Consider the following 14,209-nt stretch of genomic DNA (forward strand, 5'->3'; position numbering starts at 1 on the left):
CGCCGACACCGAGGCCGCCGCCGATACCGCGCGGGCACACGGTGTCGCCGTGAGTGAGGCCGCGGCAGAGGAAGGGCACTCATGGGAACGCCTGGCCGGTTTGATCGCTCTAACGGATTACGTCACTGTGTACCTAGCCGTCGCGTATGGCGTTGAGCCGCTTACCCATACCCTGGTCGTGCGCTAGTCCCGCCCACGACCCCGTTCTGGAGGAGATCGATGCCACCCGGTCCCGAGTCGCTGTCGCCGAGCGATCCCACCGCTTTCGGCAACTACAGCGTGGTCGGACGCCTGGGAAAGGGCGGCCAGGGCGTCGTCTACCTCGGTCGTGACAGCGACGGCGAGGAATACGCGATCAAGGTCCTCAACGACCAGTGGTCGCAGGACGACGACCTGCGCAAGCGCTTCGAGAAGGAGGTCCGGGCGGCGCAGAAGGTCGCGTCGTTCTGCACCTCGGCGATCCACGAGGCCAACCTCGACCAGGACCCGCCCTACGTCGTCAGCGAGTACGTGCCCGGGCCCTCGCTGCAAGAGGCCGTCGCCACCAACGGCCCGCACAAGGGGGCCGCGCTCCAGCGGCTGGCGGTCTCCACCGCGACCGCGCTGGTGGCGATCCACCAGGCGGGCATCGTCCACCGCGACTTCAAGCCCGGCAACGTGCTGCTGGGGCCCGACGGCCCCCGCGTGATCGACTTCGGCATCGCCCGCGTGGTCGACGGCACCGCCACCATGACCAACTCGATCGTCGGCACCCCCTCCTACATGGCCCCCGAGCAGATCGAGGGCCAGGGGATCACCGACAAGGTCGACATCTTCGCGTGGGGCTGCGTCATGGCCTACGCGTCCACCGGCAACACCCCCTTCGGCTCCGACAGCGTGCCCGCGGTCGTGCACCGCGTCGTGAGCGCGCCGCCCAACCTCGAGGGGATGTCGGGGCCGCTGCTGACCATCGTGCAGCAGTGCCTGGACAAGGACCCCTCGCGGCGCCCCACGGCGCAGTCGCTGCTGCTGCGGCTGCTCGGCCACGACGACACCTCCACCGGCCCCTCCACCGCCGAGGCCGTGCGCCAGGGCGAGCGGATCGCCGAGGCGGGCGCCCCCAGCGGCCCGCAGGCCCCGCACTACGGGCCCCCGGCCCCGAGCGGCCCTCAGGCCCCCTACCCCTACGGCCCGGGCGGAGCGATGAACCGCCCGCCCACAGGCCCGCAGCAGGGCGCGTTCCCGCCGCAACCCCCGATGGCCCCGCAGCCGCCGCGGCCCGGCCCCGCGCCCACCGGGGGCCACCCCGGCATGGGCCCGCGCCCGCCCGTGGCGGGCCCCAACACCATGGGGCCGGCCACCATGGGGCCCAACTCGATGTACGGCGGCCCCGGTGTCCCGCAGCGGCCCCAGCCGATGCGGCCCGCCAAGCCGCCGGTCCAGGAGGACCCGCTGCTCGCCCAGGGCTGGCTGGTCCCGGCGGTGCTGATCGCCATCATCATCCTGCTGCTGCTGCTCGTCCTGGTCTCCTTGAGCAGCTGACCCGCATCAGGCCAGCGCGCTGGTCAGGTGGCCGATGGTGCGGGTCACCGCCTCGTCGACGAACGCCTCCACCTGCGGCCAGCGCTCGTCGGCGCAGTCGGTGGGGATGAGCGTCACGCAGTCGGTGCACGCCGGGTCGAGCACGTCGGCCGCTCCGGTGCCGGTCGTCAGCCACGCGTCGGCGGTCACCGCGAGCACGCCGGTGGGCGGCGTGCCCACGTCGTGCACGCTCACCAGCAGCCGCAGTACCCCGCCGGTCAGGTCCAGGTGCGCCGAGGACCACCAGCAGCCCGGCCCCGGGGTGAACAGCGCGCGGGCGGCCGCGGAGTCGCAGTGCTCGCGCGCGGAGCCGCCGCCGGTCGTGCCCGCGGTGACCTCGGCGCGCGCCCCCGGCTCCAGTTCGCGCAGGACCATGCTCAGGGAGTCGCACCGGTTGCGCAGGTGGTCCAGGATCCGCCGGTGCAGGGCGGTGGCCAGCGACAACGGGCCGGGCCGCACATCAGTGGGGCGCGCGGGGCGGCTGAGCTCGCAGCGCAGCGCCGCGGACTCCAGTTCGGCGAACATGTGCACCGCCTGTGTCAGCGGGTCCTCGGCGGGCCCGAACGCCTCGGCCGCCCGCTGCGGCTCGGCCAGCCGGTGGTCGAGCGCCGGCGGCGGGTAGCCCGAGCGCATGAGCGACAGCGACGCCAGGGCCCACGGCAGCGGGCGCAGGCGGGGCTCGGGCCCGGCGGGCAGCGGGTGCTGGGGGGCCGAGGTGTGCTCGGCGCCGCGCAGCCCCTCGATACAGGTGGTGAAGGCGTGCGCGGCGCGGATGACGGGGTGGGTCTCCACGGCCGCCGCAGCGGCCAGGACCTCGCCGAAGCCCTCGGGGCGGGGGAGGGGCGGGTCGAGGTCGGGCAGCCGGCCGGCCAGGTCGTCCAGGTACTCGGGCGAGAGCCGCTGCCCGTCGCGCACCTCGGCGGCGACGGCGACGAGGGTGGCGGTGTCGGCCCAGCCGCCCGCGGGCTCGGCGCCGTGCCCGGCGGCGAGGTGCAGTTCCCGGACGTGGCGCCGCAGCAGCTCGTCGCGCGCTTCGTCGAGCCGGTCCGCGGCCTGATGCCGGCGCCGCGCGATCGCCACCTCCCGCAGCCGGCCGAGGTCGGCGAGCCGCCTCCGCACGGAATCGGGAAAACGGTCCAGGGCGAGATCACCACCGTGTCGGATGTCCACGGTCATCACCGTGTCCAGCGGGAGTGCGGATAAAACCCGGCTCGGCCCGCTCCATTGCGGATTGCCGGAAATCCGCGGAAGCGCGGGCCCATAGGGCCGGCGCGCGTTTGCGCAGGTGACATAGTCTGACAGGGGTCCCGGGCCGGCGGCCGCCGGGGCCGTGCGGTCCCGCTGCGGCGGATGCGGCCGCGAGCCCCTGGTCCCCGAGGGCGTGTCCCAGGGTTCAACCCCGGTACCCCTTCCCGTAACGCTGGTGGGGGAGCATGGCCCGGCGATGGCCGCGGTGCCGTTCCCCGTGCCCTCATGTGTGCCGTGCGGCGGTTCGCCGTTCCCGCTCCGCGGCCCGCACCGCGCGCGCCGCGCCCCGTTCGAAAAGCCCGGAAGTGAGGTGGCCGCCTCCGTGGAGTCCGCCATGACCGCAGCCCCTGCCGCGACGGCGAGGCCCCCCGGCCCCTCCCCGGCGTCCCCGGGCTCCGCCGCGCCGGGCCACCGCCCCGAGATCCAGGGGCTGCGGGCGGTCGCCGTGCTGCTCGTGGCCGTCTACCACATCTGGCTCGGCCGGGTCTCGGGCGGCGTCGACGTCTTCCTGATGCTGACCGGGTTCCTCATCACCGGCTCCCTGGTGCGCATGGTGGAGCGGCGCGGCCGGGTCGACGCGGTCGCGTTCCTGACCCGGCTGGCCAAGCGGCTCCTCCCCGGCCTGGCGGTCGTCCTGGGCGCCGTCCTCGTCGCCACCTACCTGTTCCTGCCGGCCGACCGCTGGCGCGACACCATCGCCGAGGTCATCGCCTCGGCCCTCTACTTCGAGAACTGGCGGCTGGCCCTCGACTCGGTCGACTACCTGGCGCAGGACACCGAGTCCAGCCCGGTGCAGCATGTGTGGTCGCTGTCCATCCAGGGCCAGTTCTACCTGGTCTGGGTGGTGCTGATGGCCGCGGTCGCGTGGGTCGCGGCACGCCGAGGGTGGCCGGTGCGCCGGGTGGCGCTGGGCGGGCTGGCGGCGGTGTTCACCGTGTCGCTGGGGTACTCGGTGGTCACCACGGCGACCCAGCAGCAGTGGGCCTACTTCGACACCGGCACCCGGCTGTGGGAATTCGCCCTCGGCGGGATCCTGGCGCTGGCCCTGCCCTACCTGCGCCTGCCGCGGGTGCTGCGCACCCTGCTGGGCTGGGCGGGGCTGGCCGCGCTGGTCTCCTGCGGCCTCCTGCTCCAGGTCTCCACCATGTTCCCCGGCTACATCGCGCTGTGGCCGACCCTCGCCGCCGCGCTGGTGATCGTCGCGGGCACCACCGGGTCGCCCATCGGCGCCGACCGGCTGCTCTCCTGGAAGCCCTTGCACTACATCGGGGACATCTCCTACGCGCTGTACCTGTGGCACTGGCCGGTGCTCGTCTGCTACCTGGCGGTCACCGACCGCACCACGCCCAGCCTCCTCGGCGGCGGCTACATCCTCGCCCTGTCCCTGGTGCTGGCCGCCGCCACGACCCGGCTCACCGACGGCGGCGCCGACCTGCTCGCCCGCGGCCGCGGCACGCCCGTGCGGTCGCTCGCCGTGGGGCTGGCGTTCCTGCTGCCGGTGCTCATGGGCGCCGGGGCGTGGACGGCGAAGCTGGACGCCGACCAGCGCGAGCGCGAGGCGTTCATCGCCGACCCCGCGAACTACCCCGGGGCCGCCGTCCTCGCCGACGGCGCCACCGGCGCGGCCGCCCGCGAGCTGCCCGTCGCCCCGCAGCCGGCGGAGGCGGCCGACGACGTCCCCTCCACCTACGCCGACGGCTGCAACCAGGGCATCGACTCCTCCGAAGTGCTCACCTGCACCTTCGGCTCCGACACCCCCGAGCGCACGATCGCGCTGGTGGGCGGCTCGCACGCGGCGCACTGGTACCCGGCGCTGGAGCGGATCGCGGAGTCCGCCGACTGGCGGATCGTCAACATCATCAAGGGCGCCTGCCTGTTCACCGACCTGGAGCAGACCTACAAGGGCAACCCCTACACCGCCTGCGCCGACTGGAACGACGGGGTCATGGCCGAGCTGGAGGAGTTGCGCCCCGACGCGGTGTTCACCACCGCCACCAGCAGCAGCATCGACACCGAGGCCGGGTTCGGCGGGGAGGTCGTGGTCGACGGCTACCTCGACCGCTGGCGGGAACTGGGCGACATGGGGATCGACGTGATCGCGGTCCGCGACACCCCGCGGCTGGGCTTCGACACCGCCGAGTGCGTGGCCACCAAGGGCGCCGCCGAGTGCTCGGGCACGCGCGCGGAGTCGATGGCCGCGACCTCCCCGCTGGAGGGGCTGGCGGGCGTGCCCGCCAACGTCTCCCTGCTCGACCTCAACGACCTGGTATGCCCGGACGAGCAGTGCCCGGCGGTGGTCGGCAACGTGCTGGTCTACTGGGACGGCAGCCACTTCACCACCACCTATATGCGCACCCTCGCCCCGGCACTGGAGGAGCGCATCCGCGCATCGACCGGCTGGTGACCCGGGCGCCCGGGGCGCCCGGTCCGCCTACCGGCGCCCGCGTTCGCGCTGCTGGAGCAGGCGCAGCGCCTTCTGCTTCTCGAAGTCCATGGCGCGGGCCGGGGGCGGCGCCAGGCGGCCCAGCCGCTCGCCGTAGGCGCGGACGCGGCTGAGGGTCTCGGGCTCGGCCAGCATGCGCAGGGCGAACGCCAGCGCCGCCGGGGTGATGTCGTAGGCGCGCTCCAGCTCCAGCCCGGCCGCCACCGTGCGCAGGTCGGCCTCTGAGAACCGCCGGTGGCGGTGGCCCCGGCCGGTGGGCTGCTCCTTTGTGGGCGGCAGCAGCCCCAGCGCCTCGCGGTAGCGCAGCATCCGCGGACTGGTCCCCAGCCGCTCGGCGGCGGCGGAGATGGGGCTCCGCGGGGGAGTGGGGGACGGGGAGCGCACGCCATCGGCCATGCCCGGACCCTACCGGAGAAAACGACAGCGGCGCCGGAATCTGACAAAGCACCGTCAATTTCGGTCCGATCGCGGTGCCGCGGGCGATACCCCGCCCGTAGACTCGGGGCGCATCCACCCAGGAGGAGAACAGACGCATGTCCTTCGACTTCAAAGTCGCCGACCTGTCACTGGCCGAGTTCGGACGCAAGGAGATCCGGCTCGCCGAGCACGAGATGCCGGGACTCATGGCGACCCGCCGCGAGTTCGGGGCCACGCAGCCGCTCAAGGGCGCCAAGATCATGGGCTCGCTGCACATGACCGTGCAGACGGCCGTCCTCATCGAGACCCTGGTCGCCCTCGGCGCCGAGGTCCGCTGGGTCAGCTGCAACATCTTCTCCACTCAGGACCACGCGGCCGCGGCGGTCGTCGTCGGCCCCGAGGGCACCCCCGAGGACCCCCAGGGCGTCCCGGTCTACGCCTGGAAGGGCGAGACCCTGGAGGAGTACTGGTGGTGCACCGAGCAGGCGCTCACCTGGCCGGGCGGTGAAGGCCCGAACATGATCCTCGACGACGGCGGCGACGCCACCCTGCTCGTGCACAAGGGCGCCGAGTACGAGAAGGCGGGGGCGGTCCCCGACCCCTCCACCGCCGACAGCGAGGAGTTCGAGGTCGTCCTCAAGCTCCTGGGGGCGAGCTTCGCCGCCGACCCCGGCAAGTGGACCCAGATCGCGGCCCGCATCAAGGGCGTGACCGAGGAGACCACCACCGGCGTGCACCGCCTCTACGAGATGCACCGCGACGGCAAGCTGGCGTTCCCCGCCATCAACGTCAACGACTCCGTCACCAAGAGCAAGTTCGACAACAAGTACGGCATCCGCCACTCGCTGCCCGACGGCATCATGCGCGCCACCGACGTCCTCATCGGCGGCAAGGTCGCGGTCATCTGCGGCTACGGCGACGTCGGCAAGGGCTCGGCCGAGGCCCTGCGCGGCCAGGGCGCGCGGGTCGTCGTCACCGAGATCGACCCCATCAACGCCCTCCAGGCCGCCATGGACGGCTTCCAGGTGGTGCGGCTCGACGACGTCGTCGACACCGGCGACATCTTCATCACCACCACCGGCAACTTCAACATCATCACCGCCGATGACATGTCGCGGATGAAGCACCAGGCGATCGTCGGCAACGTCGGCCACTTCGACAACGAGATCGACATGGCGGGCCTCGCCAAGATCCCGGGCATCGTCAAGACCGAGATCAAGCCGCAGGTGCACGAGTGGCGCTTCCCCGACGGCCACACCATCCTGGTGCTGTCCGAGGGTCGCCTGCTCAACCTGGGCAACGCCACCGGCCACCCCAGCTTCGTGATGTCCAACAGCTTCACCAACCAGGTCATCGCGCAGATCGAGCTGTTCACCAAGACCGCCGAGTACCCCACCGGCGTCTACGTCCTGCCCAAGATCCTCGACGAGAAGGTCGCCCGGCTGCACCTCGACGCGCTCGGGGTCAGGCTCACCGAGCTGACCAAGGAGCAGGCCGCCTACATCGGCGTCGACGTGGCCGGCCCCTACAAGCCCGACCACTACCGCTACTAGGGCCCGCGGAACCCGCCCGATGGCACTGCCGCCGTACGACGTCGCGGACCTCGGCCTCGCGCAGGCCGGGGTCCGCCGCGTGGAGTGGGCCGAGCGCGCCATGCCCGCGCTGCGCCGCGTGCACGACCGCTTCGCCGCCGAACGCCCACTCACGGGCCTGCGCATCGCCGCGTGCATGCACGTCACCGCCGAGACCGCGAACATCCTGCGCGCACTGCGCGCGGGCGGCGCCGAGATCGCCCTCGCCGCCTCCAACCCGGTGTCGACCCAGGACGACACCGCCGCGGCCCTCGTCTCCGAGTACGGAGTCGCGGTCTTCGCCCGCGCCGGCATGGACCCCGCCACCTACGACCGCAACCTCGCCGCGGTCCTGGATCAGCGCCCGCACATCCTCCTCGACGACGGCTGCGACCTCGTCAACCTCGCCCACCTGGAGCGGCCCGACCTGCTCGCCGACACCATCGGCGGCTGCGAGCAGACCACCACCGGGGTCATCCGGCTGCGCCGCATGAGCGCCGACGGCGCGCTCAAGGTGCCCATGGTCGCCGTCAACGACACCGCCACCAAGCGGATGTTCGACAACCGCTACGGCACCGGGCAGTCCACGATCGACGGCATCATGCGGGCCACCAACACCATGCTCGCCGGGCGGACCATGGTCGTGGCCGGGTTCGGCTACTGCGGCCGCGGCCTGGCCGAGCGCGCCCGGGGCATGGGCGCCCGGGTCATCGTCACCGAGGTCGACCCGGTCAAGGCGCTCGACGCCGTCATGCAGGGCTACACGGTGCTGCCCATGGACGAGGCCGCGCCCATCGGCGACATCCTCGTCACGGTCACCGGCAACCGCGACGTCGTGCGCGCCGGGCACCTGGCGTCGCTCAAGGACGGCGCGGTGCTCGCCAACTCCGGGCACTTCGACGTCGAGATCGACTTGCCCGCCCTGGAGGCGCTGGCGGTGGAGGTCCGCCGCGAGGTCCGGCCGCAGGCCGACGAGTACGTGCTCGCCGACGGACGGCGCATCGTCCTGCTCGCAGAGGGGCGCCTGGTCAACCTCGGCGCCGCCGAGGGGCACCCCGCCGCGGTCATGGACATGTCCTTCTCCGTGCAGGCGCTCACGGTCGCCTGGATCGCCGAGCGCCACGCGGACCTCGGCCCCGGCGTGCACGAGGTGCCCCGGGAGATCGACACCGAGGTCGCCCGGCTCGAACTGGAGGCGCTGGGCGTGGGGATCGACCGGCTCACCACCGACCAGGAGGACTACCTGAACTCCTGGCGGGCCTGAGACGGCGAGCGGGATCGCCGGAAGGCGCCTGCGAGGCCGGCCTCAGCCGGACCGCGGGCCCTCCTGAGCGGCCGGTATCGGCGCCCGGCGGGCCATCTTGGCCTCCTCGCGGCGGCGGCGCTCGGCCAGCACCGCCGACAGGTACTCCGGCGGCGACACCCCGGGCGGCGGGGGCGGGCTCACCGACTGCGCCACGAGGTCGGCGATGCGCATCCCCATGTCGTGGCGGGCACCGTCGGCGAGCTCGTCATAGCGCAGCAGGTACTGGCGGGCCGTCGCCGCGGTCTCGGGGCTGAGCCGGGACAGCTCGGCGCTCTGCGCCCACGCGGCCATCCGCGGCGGCATCTCGATGGTCTCATCGCGCCGCGAACCGGCGCGCTCCTGCACCACCAGGGTGGCGGCCATGAAGTCGCCGATCCGCCGGCCGTCGCGGTCGATCAGCGAGGACACGAGGGCGACGACGGTGAACCCCCAGATCTCGATCACCGCGGCCAGCGACCGCGCCAGCGCTTGGCGGAACCGCACGGGAGAGCCGTCGACGCCGACCACCCGCAGGCCCAGCGCCAGCTTGCCCAGCGAGCGGCCCCGCGACAGCGTCTCGAAGGCGGTGGGATAGCCGACGAGGACCAGCACCGTCATGGTGAGCGAGATCGCCGCGGTGGCCGCGGCGTCCAGGCCCGCGCCGACGCGCGAGACCAGGACGAACGACAGGACCATGGCGGACACCTGCACCAGCGCGTCGACGAAGAAGGCCACCATCCGCGTGGCGAACCCCGCCGGGCGCAGGTCGAGCACCACGGCGTCGCCCGTCACCAGGGACGCCTGTCCGAACCCTTCCGTACCGCCGGGAATCGCCACCGTTCTCCCGCCTCCCGATCAATGTCGTCCGATTCCAGTCTGTCACCCGCCGGGCGGTGCCCGGGTAGAGTCCGAGGCGTGGAACTCGACGTCTTCGCCGCCGCGCACCGACCCGACTGGGACCGCCTGGAGCGGCTCGTGCGCCGGCGCGGCAGGCTCACGGGGGCCGAGACCGACGAGCTCGTCGAGCTGTACCAGCGCGTGTCCACCCACCTGTCCGTGGTCCGCTCCTCCGGGCAGGACCCCGTTCTCACGGGGTGGCTGTCCGGGCTGGTGGCGCGGGCCCGCGCCGCGGTCACCGGCGCCCACGAGCCCGCCTGGCGCGACATCCTGACCTTCTTCACCCGCTCGTTCCCGGCCGTCCTCTACCGGCTGCGCCGGTGGTGGATCACGGCGTCGCTGGGGACGGTGGCGTTCTCCACCGCCATCGGCGTCTGGATCGCGACCGACCCGGCGGTGCAGAGCGCCATGGGGACCCCCGATTCCATCCGCGCCTACGTCGAGAACGACTTCGCCAACTACTACGTCGAGCATCCGGGGGCGTCGTTCGCCGCGCAGGTGTGGACCAACAACGCCTGGGCCGCGGCCCAGGCGCTCGTGTTCGGGGTGTTCCTCTGCCTGCCGGCCGTCTACGTCCTGGCGATGAACGGCGCCAACCTGGGGGCGGCCGGCGGCCTGATGTTCGCCCACGGCAAGGGCGACGTCTTCCTCGGGCTGATCCTGCCGCACGGCCTGCTGGAGCTGACCGCGGTGTTCGCGGCCGCCGGGGTCGGCCTCAAGCTCGGCTGGACCCTCATCGCACCCGGCCCCCGCCCCCGCCTCCAGGCCCTCGGTGAGGAGGCCCGCCCCGCCATCGGGGTGGCGCTCGGCCTGGTGCTGGTCCTGTTCATATCGGGCCTGATCGAGGGGTTCGTGACCGGCTGGGTCCACACCACCTGGCTGCGGATCGGCATCGGGGTCGTGGCCGAGGTCCTGTTCCTCACCTACGTCTACACCCTCGGCCGTCGCGCCCACCGCGAGGGCGAGACCGGCGACATCACCACCCGCCCCCAGACGGCCCCGGTGGCGGGGTAGCCGGGGCGGCCGTCACCTTCCGAGAAGGTCGCGGATCGCCTGCACAACGGCGTCGGGGCGGCGCCAGTGCAGGGTGACGTGCCCGGCGCCGTCGACGGGGCGGTTCTCGCCGTGGGGGACCGATGCTGCGAGGTGCGTGTAGAGCCGCAGCTTCCCGTCGATCTCCTCGCGGAGGAGCGATTCGGGTGTGCCCGCAGACACGGCCTTCTTGAAGTCGTCGATGCCGGTGGAGGCGAGGATGATCAGCGGGACATCGGGCATCGGTCCCGCGTGGCGCATCTCGTCATAGAGCGCCTCGACGTTCTGCGCCTCCTGGGCGCCGACCCGCAGCCAGTCCGGGCCCACGTGGCGGTCGATGAGCGGCTCCCGGATCCCCTCGGGCCAGTCGCCGATCTCCTGCGCGAACAGGCCGCGATACATCCGGACCAGTTCCCCGGGCAGTTCGTCCGGCAGCTCCTGATCGGGGTCCCACGACTCCCACTGCTCGACCAGTTCCCGGGGCATGTGGGCGTTGTAGTCCTCGTGCGCCGGATCCAGCAGGACCAGGCCGGAGACCTCGCCGGGGAAGCGCACCGAGTAGTGGCGGGCGTAGAGGCCGCCGAGGGAGTGGCCCACCAGCAGGTAGGGGGCGGGCACACCGGCGGCCCGCAGGACCTCGCGCAGCTCGTCGGTCACCTCGGCCGAGGTGCGCGGCAACTCCACTCGGTCGCTCCACCCCGTTCCGGCGCGGTCGTAGACGACACTCGTGGTGAACTCGGCGGCCAGCGCCTGGACGTTCCAGTAGTCGAGGCCGGCCGTGCCGCCTCCTGGCAGGAACACCACCGACGGGCTCCCGTCGCCGGACCGGTGCAGCAGCAGGCGCCGGCCGCCCACCTCGTAGTACCGCCCCAGGGGCGGTGCCGCCCCGGCCGTCGTGGCGGGGCGGTCGTGCGTCGTCGGCGGGCTACCTCCAGATCCCGCTGTGGCTCAGCCGGGACGAACTCTCCGAGCTGGTGGCGGAGATGCGCGCGGTGATCGCGTCCCGGATGGACAACGAGCCCGCGCCGGACCGCCGCCTGCACCTGCTGAGCCCGATCCTGTTCCCCATCGAGGAACGGCCAGGGGCGGATTCCGGGTGACGCGGTGCGCGGCCCTGGTCTAGCCTGCGGGCATGTGCCGGTACGCGATCTCCTACAAGTGCCACTTCGTGTGCCTCACCTGCCGGGTGGCGTTCAAGCAGGCGGAGCACGGTGCGTCCGGGCACCGGTGCCCCCAGTGCCGGACGCCGATGATCGACGCCGGCCCCGACCTGGCGGTGCCGCCGCGGCGCGACACCCGGGCGTGGCGGGCCCTTGAGGCCACGCTGCGGGCCGGGATCACCTTCCACTCCTGCGGCTGCGGCGGCCCGGGCTACCGGCCGAAATCGTGGCCCGAGGTGCGCGAACGCCGCGAGGCGGCCCGGCGGATGGGCATGACCGAGTGCACCGCCCTCAGGCGCCCCGAGCCGTGGGAAGTGGCCGGCCGGGAGGGCGGGCGGCCATGACCCGCTATGACATCAAGCGCGACCTCAAGCGGCTCTACTCGCCGAGGAACACCGACTGGGCGCTGGTCGACGTGCCCGCGCAGCGGTTCATCGCCGTCGACGGCCACGGCGACCCCAACACCAGCGCCGACTACGCCCGCGCGGTCCAGGCGCTCTACGCCGTCGCCTACACCGCCAAGTTCGCCGGTAAGAAGGACCTCGGCAGGGACTTCGTCGTCGGACCGCTCGAAGGGCTGTGGTGGGCCGACGACCCGGAGGTGTTCCTCACCCGCGAGAAGGGCGCCTGGCACTGGCGGATGCTCATCAGCCTGCCCGGCTGGATCACCGACGACCGCGTCGAGGAGGCGAAGCGGACCGCACTGGCGAAGAAGGGCCTGCCCACGATCGCCGAGGTCCGCTGCGAGACGCTGAACGAGGGCACCTGCGCCCAGCTCCTGCACATCGGACCCTACGACGACGAAGGCCCCGCCCTCGCCCGGCTCCACCACGAGTACCTCGCGGCCAACGGCCTGCGGATGTCCGGGCACCACCACGAGATCTACCTCGGCGACCCCCGTCGCGCCGATCCCGCCAAGCTCAGGACCGTCCTCCGGCAGCCCGTCCGGCCGGCGAACTGACGGGACTCCCGCTGTGCAGAGCTGCCCCGCCGGGTCGCCGCTCCGACCGCGGACGACCCGGCGGGGCCCCGGGGAGGGTTCTAGACGGGCGTGGCCTCCAGCACGGAGACGGCCGACGCGGACGGTGTCACGTCGGCGAGCTTCAGGCCCGCGCGCTCGAACAGGGCGGCGAACTCGTCGGCGCTGCGCTCCCGCCCGGTCAGCAGCGCCATCATGTTCAGGTCCATCATCGGTGCCAGCCCCGGCGTGCCGACCTCCCCGACGAGCAGCTCCATCACCAGGACGCGGCCGCCGGGTTCGAGCGATTCCCGGCAGTTGCGCAGGATGCGCACGCAGGCGTCGTCGTCCCAGTCGTGCAGGACGAACTTCAGCAGGTGCACATCCCCGGACGGCACCTTGTCGAAGAAGTCGCCGCCGACGAAGGTGAACCGGTCCGCGACGCCCAGGTGCGCGGCGGAGGCGTCGGCATCGACGCCGACGTGCGGGAGGTCCAGCACGATCCCGGCGAGACTTGGATGCTTCTGCATGAGGGTCTGGACGAGGTTCCCGCCGGCGCCGCCGACGTCCACGGCGGTCGTGGCGCCCTTGAGGTCGATCACGTCGACCAGATGGTGGGCCAGGTTCCGTGTCATCGCGGTCATGGCGCCGGTGAACACCTCGGCCTCGCCGGGCTCACCGGAGAGCCAGTCGAAGAACGGCGCGCCGAGAGCGGCCTCCGCCTGGGTGGAGCCGGCCCGGATCGTATCGGCCAGCCGTCCCCACGGCAGCCAGTGCGATTCGGCGCCGCCCCATAGCGCCAGGTCGCGCAGGGAGCCGGGGTTGTCGGTGCGCAGGGTGTCGAGGAGGGACGTGGCGGTGAACCGTCTCCCGTCCGTCGAGCCGACCAGGCCGAGGGAGGCGCACGCGCGCAGAAAGCGGAACGTATGACCGGCGTCCAGCGACTCGGCCTCGGCGACCTGGGCGGCGGTGGCGCCGTCCGGGTACAGGTGGTCGGCGAGGCGCAGCTCGGCCGCGGTCCGGACGACCTGGGTGACCCAGTACCCCGTCATCATCTGGATCATCCGTCCGGTGTCGTCCCCCGGCGGTTCCGCTGAACCGGCCGCGACGAAACGGTGCTCGAACAGTGTCATCTGGTGCTCTCCTCCGATTGCGGACGCGTCGGCGAGGCAACAGTCGACACCATGCCGTAACGGCACAGGCAAATCGGAACGCCCGGGACCTAGCGCTTGCGGCGCAGAGTCGCGTAGAGGGCCGCGCCCGTCGCGGCGATCGCGCATCCGGCATGGACGGCGATGGTGCCGGCGGGGACCGCCAGGATGGCGGAGAGGAGGAGGGTGACCGCCACCGCGGCCAGTGGGCCGGTCGCCGCGGTGACGGCTGCGCCCCGGCGTTCCATTCCCGCCGAGTCGCGGGCGAGCAGCGCGCCCAGCCAGACCGCCGCCGCGACGACCGCGACCATGCCCAGCAGGGCGACGACCCCGGCGGTCTGGACGGCACCGGCCGACGGCGGCTCTTCTCCCGGGATGCGCGGCGCCAGGTCGCCGGCGGCCATCCCCGTCAGCAGGTAGCCCGCGAGCGTCACCACCCAGCTCCCGGCGACGATGGCCGCGACCCATCCGGCGCGCCTCATGGCTC

15 protein-coding genes are annotated in these 14,209 nt (G+C 73.0%); 9 read left to right on the forward strand and 6 right to left on the reverse strand.

The annotated features are described in order from the left end of the window. Together ACFOVU_RS03150 and ACFOVU_RS03155 are read left to right on the forward strand one after the other, a co-directional pair. Positions 1–187 (forward strand): SIS domain-containing protein (locus ACFOVU_RS03150; RefSeq protein WP_378529739.1); only part of this gene is annotated, 187 nt, incomplete at its 5' end. 32 nt (positions 188–219) lie between these two features. Further along, the gene (locus ACFOVU_RS03155) at positions 220–1,521 is read left to right on the forward strand and encodes a serine/threonine-protein kinase (protein WP_378529740.1); all 1,302 of its coding nucleotides are present in this window, start codon (positions 220–222) and stop codon (positions 1,519–1,521) included. A gap of 6 nt (positions 1,522–1,527) precedes the next feature. Here the strand turns inward: ACFOVU_RS03155 and ACFOVU_RS03160 are convergent, their stop codons facing one another. Next, positions 1,528–2,730 carry a hypothetical protein gene (locus ACFOVU_RS03160; protein ID WP_378529741.1) on the reverse strand — a complete coding sequence of 401 codons (1,203 nt, stop codon included), beginning with the start codon at positions 2,728–2,730 and terminating at the stop codon, positions 1,528–1,530. Between the two features lie 412 nt (positions 2,731–3,142). On the opposite strand from ACFOVU_RS03160, the gene ACFOVU_RS03165 reads away from it, so the two are divergent. After that, positions 3,143–5,212 carry an acyltransferase family protein gene (locus ACFOVU_RS03165; RefSeq protein WP_378529742.1) on the forward strand — a complete coding sequence of 690 codons (2,070 nt, stop codon included), beginning with the start codon at positions 3,143–3,145 and terminating at the stop codon, positions 5,210–5,212. Positions 5,213–5,239: 27 nt separating this feature from the next. On the opposite strand, the gene ACFOVU_RS03170 is transcribed toward ACFOVU_RS03165, so the two are convergent. Continuing rightward, complete coding sequence (locus ACFOVU_RS03170; RefSeq protein ID WP_378529743.1) at positions 5,240–5,647, reverse strand: MerR family DNA-binding transcriptional regulator; 408 nt, start codon at positions 5,645–5,647, stop codon at positions 5,240–5,242. Between the two features lie 137 nt (positions 5,648–5,784). Between ACFOVU_RS03170 and ahcY (ACFOVU_RS03175) the strand changes: the two genes are divergently transcribed. Further along, positions 5,785–7,221, forward strand: coding sequence for an adenosylhomocysteinase (ahcY, locus tag ACFOVU_RS03175; RefSeq protein WP_378529744.1), 1,437 nt, complete (start codon positions 5,785–5,787; stop codon positions 7,219–7,221). Positions 7,222–7,240: 19 nt separating this feature from the next. Then, positions 7,241–8,503, forward strand: a complete 1,263-nt coding sequence (gene ahcY, locus ACFOVU_RS03180; RefSeq protein ID WP_378529745.1) for an adenosylhomocysteinase — start codon at positions 7,241–7,243, stop codon at positions 8,501–8,503. 42 nt (positions 8,504–8,545) lie between these two features. Here ahcY (ACFOVU_RS03180) and ACFOVU_RS03185 read toward each other — a convergent pair whose 3' ends face one another. After that, complete coding sequence (locus ACFOVU_RS03185; protein WP_378529746.1) at positions 8,546–9,361, reverse strand: RDD family protein; 816 nt, start codon at positions 9,359–9,361, stop codon at positions 8,546–8,548. Positions 9,362–9,439: 78 nt separating this feature from the next. Here ACFOVU_RS03185 and ACFOVU_RS03190 point away from each other — a divergent pair, with 78 nt between their 5' ends. Continuing rightward, on the forward strand, positions 9,440–10,435 hold the full coding sequence (locus tag ACFOVU_RS03190) for a stage II sporulation protein M (RefSeq protein WP_378529747.1): 996 nt from the start codon (positions 9,440–9,442) through the stop codon (positions 10,433–10,435). Between the two features lie 12 nt (positions 10,436–10,447). Here ACFOVU_RS03190 and ACFOVU_RS03195 read toward each other — a convergent pair whose 3' ends face one another. Next, on the reverse strand, positions 10,448–11,308 hold the full coding sequence (locus ACFOVU_RS03195) for an alpha/beta fold hydrolase (protein WP_378529748.1): 861 nt from the start codon (positions 11,306–11,308) through the stop codon (positions 10,448–10,450). 23 nt (positions 11,309–11,331) lie between these two features. Between ACFOVU_RS03195 and ACFOVU_RS03200 the strand changes: the two genes are divergently transcribed. The 3 genes from ACFOVU_RS03200 to ACFOVU_RS03210 are packed head-to-tail and all read left to right on the forward strand — an operon-like array spanning position 11,332 to position 12,574. Continuing rightward, entirely contained in the window at positions 11,332–11,553 is a 222-nt protein-coding gene (locus ACFOVU_RS03200; RefSeq protein WP_378529749.1) for a hypothetical protein, read from the forward strand. Positions 11,554–11,585: 32 nt separating this feature from the next. Next, on the forward strand, positions 11,586–11,957 hold the full coding sequence (locus tag ACFOVU_RS03205; RefSeq protein WP_378529750.1) for a hypothetical protein: 372 nt from the start codon (positions 11,586–11,588) through the stop codon (positions 11,955–11,957). Next, positions 11,954–12,574, forward strand: a complete 621-nt coding sequence (locus tag ACFOVU_RS03210) for a GyrI-like domain-containing protein (protein ID WP_378529751.1) — start codon at positions 11,954–11,956, stop codon at positions 12,572–12,574. Before ACFOVU_RS03205 ends, ACFOVU_RS03210 begins: the two co-directional genes overlap by 4 nt. An 80-nt stretch (positions 12,575–12,654) precedes the next feature. Here the strand turns inward: ACFOVU_RS03210 and ACFOVU_RS03215 are convergent, their stop codons facing one another. Continuing rightward, positions 12,655–13,704 (reverse strand): methyltransferase, encoded by a 1,050-nt coding sequence (locus ACFOVU_RS03215; protein ID WP_378529752.1) that lies wholly within the window; start codon positions 13,702–13,704, stop codon positions 12,655–12,657. Between the two features lie 89 nt (positions 13,705–13,793). Continuing rightward, positions 13,794–14,204, reverse strand: a complete 411-nt coding sequence (locus ACFOVU_RS03220) for a hypothetical protein (protein ID WP_378529753.1) — start codon at positions 14,202–14,204, stop codon at positions 13,794–13,796. Positions 14,205–14,209: the final 5 nt, after the last annotated feature.

The sequence above is a fragment of the Nocardiopsis sediminis genome (genome assembly GCF_042650565.1).
Lineage (GTDB): Bacteria > Actinomycetota > Actinomycetes > Streptosporangiales > Streptosporangiaceae > Nocardiopsis_B > Nocardiopsis_B sediminis.

Coding starts and splice junctions, on each gene's coding strand:
- ahcY (WP_378529744.1), top strand. CDS start 5,785: ATGTCCTTCGACTTCAAAGTCGCCGACCTGTCACTGGCCGAGTTCGGA.
- ACFOVU_RS03155 (WP_378529740.1), top strand. CDS start 220: ATGCCACCCGGTCCCGAGTCGCTGTCGCCGAGCGATCCCACCGCTTTC.
- ACFOVU_RS03210 (WP_378529751.1), top strand. CDS start 11,954: ATGACCCGCTATGACATCAAGCGCGACCTCAAGCGGCTCTACTCGCCG.
- ACFOVU_RS03205 (WP_378529750.1), top strand. CDS start 11,586: ATGTGCCGGTACGCGATCTCCTACAAGTGCCACTTCGTGTGCCTCACC.
- ACFOVU_RS03220 (WP_378529753.1), bottom strand. CDS start 14,204: ATGAGGCGCGCCGGATGGGTCGCGGCCATCGTCGCCGGGAGCTGGGTG.
- ACFOVU_RS03165 (WP_378529742.1), top strand. CDS start 3,143: ATGACCGCAGCCCCTGCCGCGACGGCGAGGCCCCCCGGCCCCTCCCCG.
- ahcY (WP_378529745.1), top strand. CDS start 7,241: ATGGCACTGCCGCCGTACGACGTCGCGGACCTCGGCCTCGCGCAGGCC.
- ACFOVU_RS03215 (WP_378529752.1), bottom strand. CDS start 13,704: ATGACACTGTTCGAGCACCGTTTCGTCGCGGCCGGTTCAGCGGAACCG.
- ACFOVU_RS03170 (WP_378529743.1), bottom strand. CDS start 5,647: ATGGCCGATGGCGTGCGCTCCCCGTCCCCCACTCCCCCGCGGAGCCCC.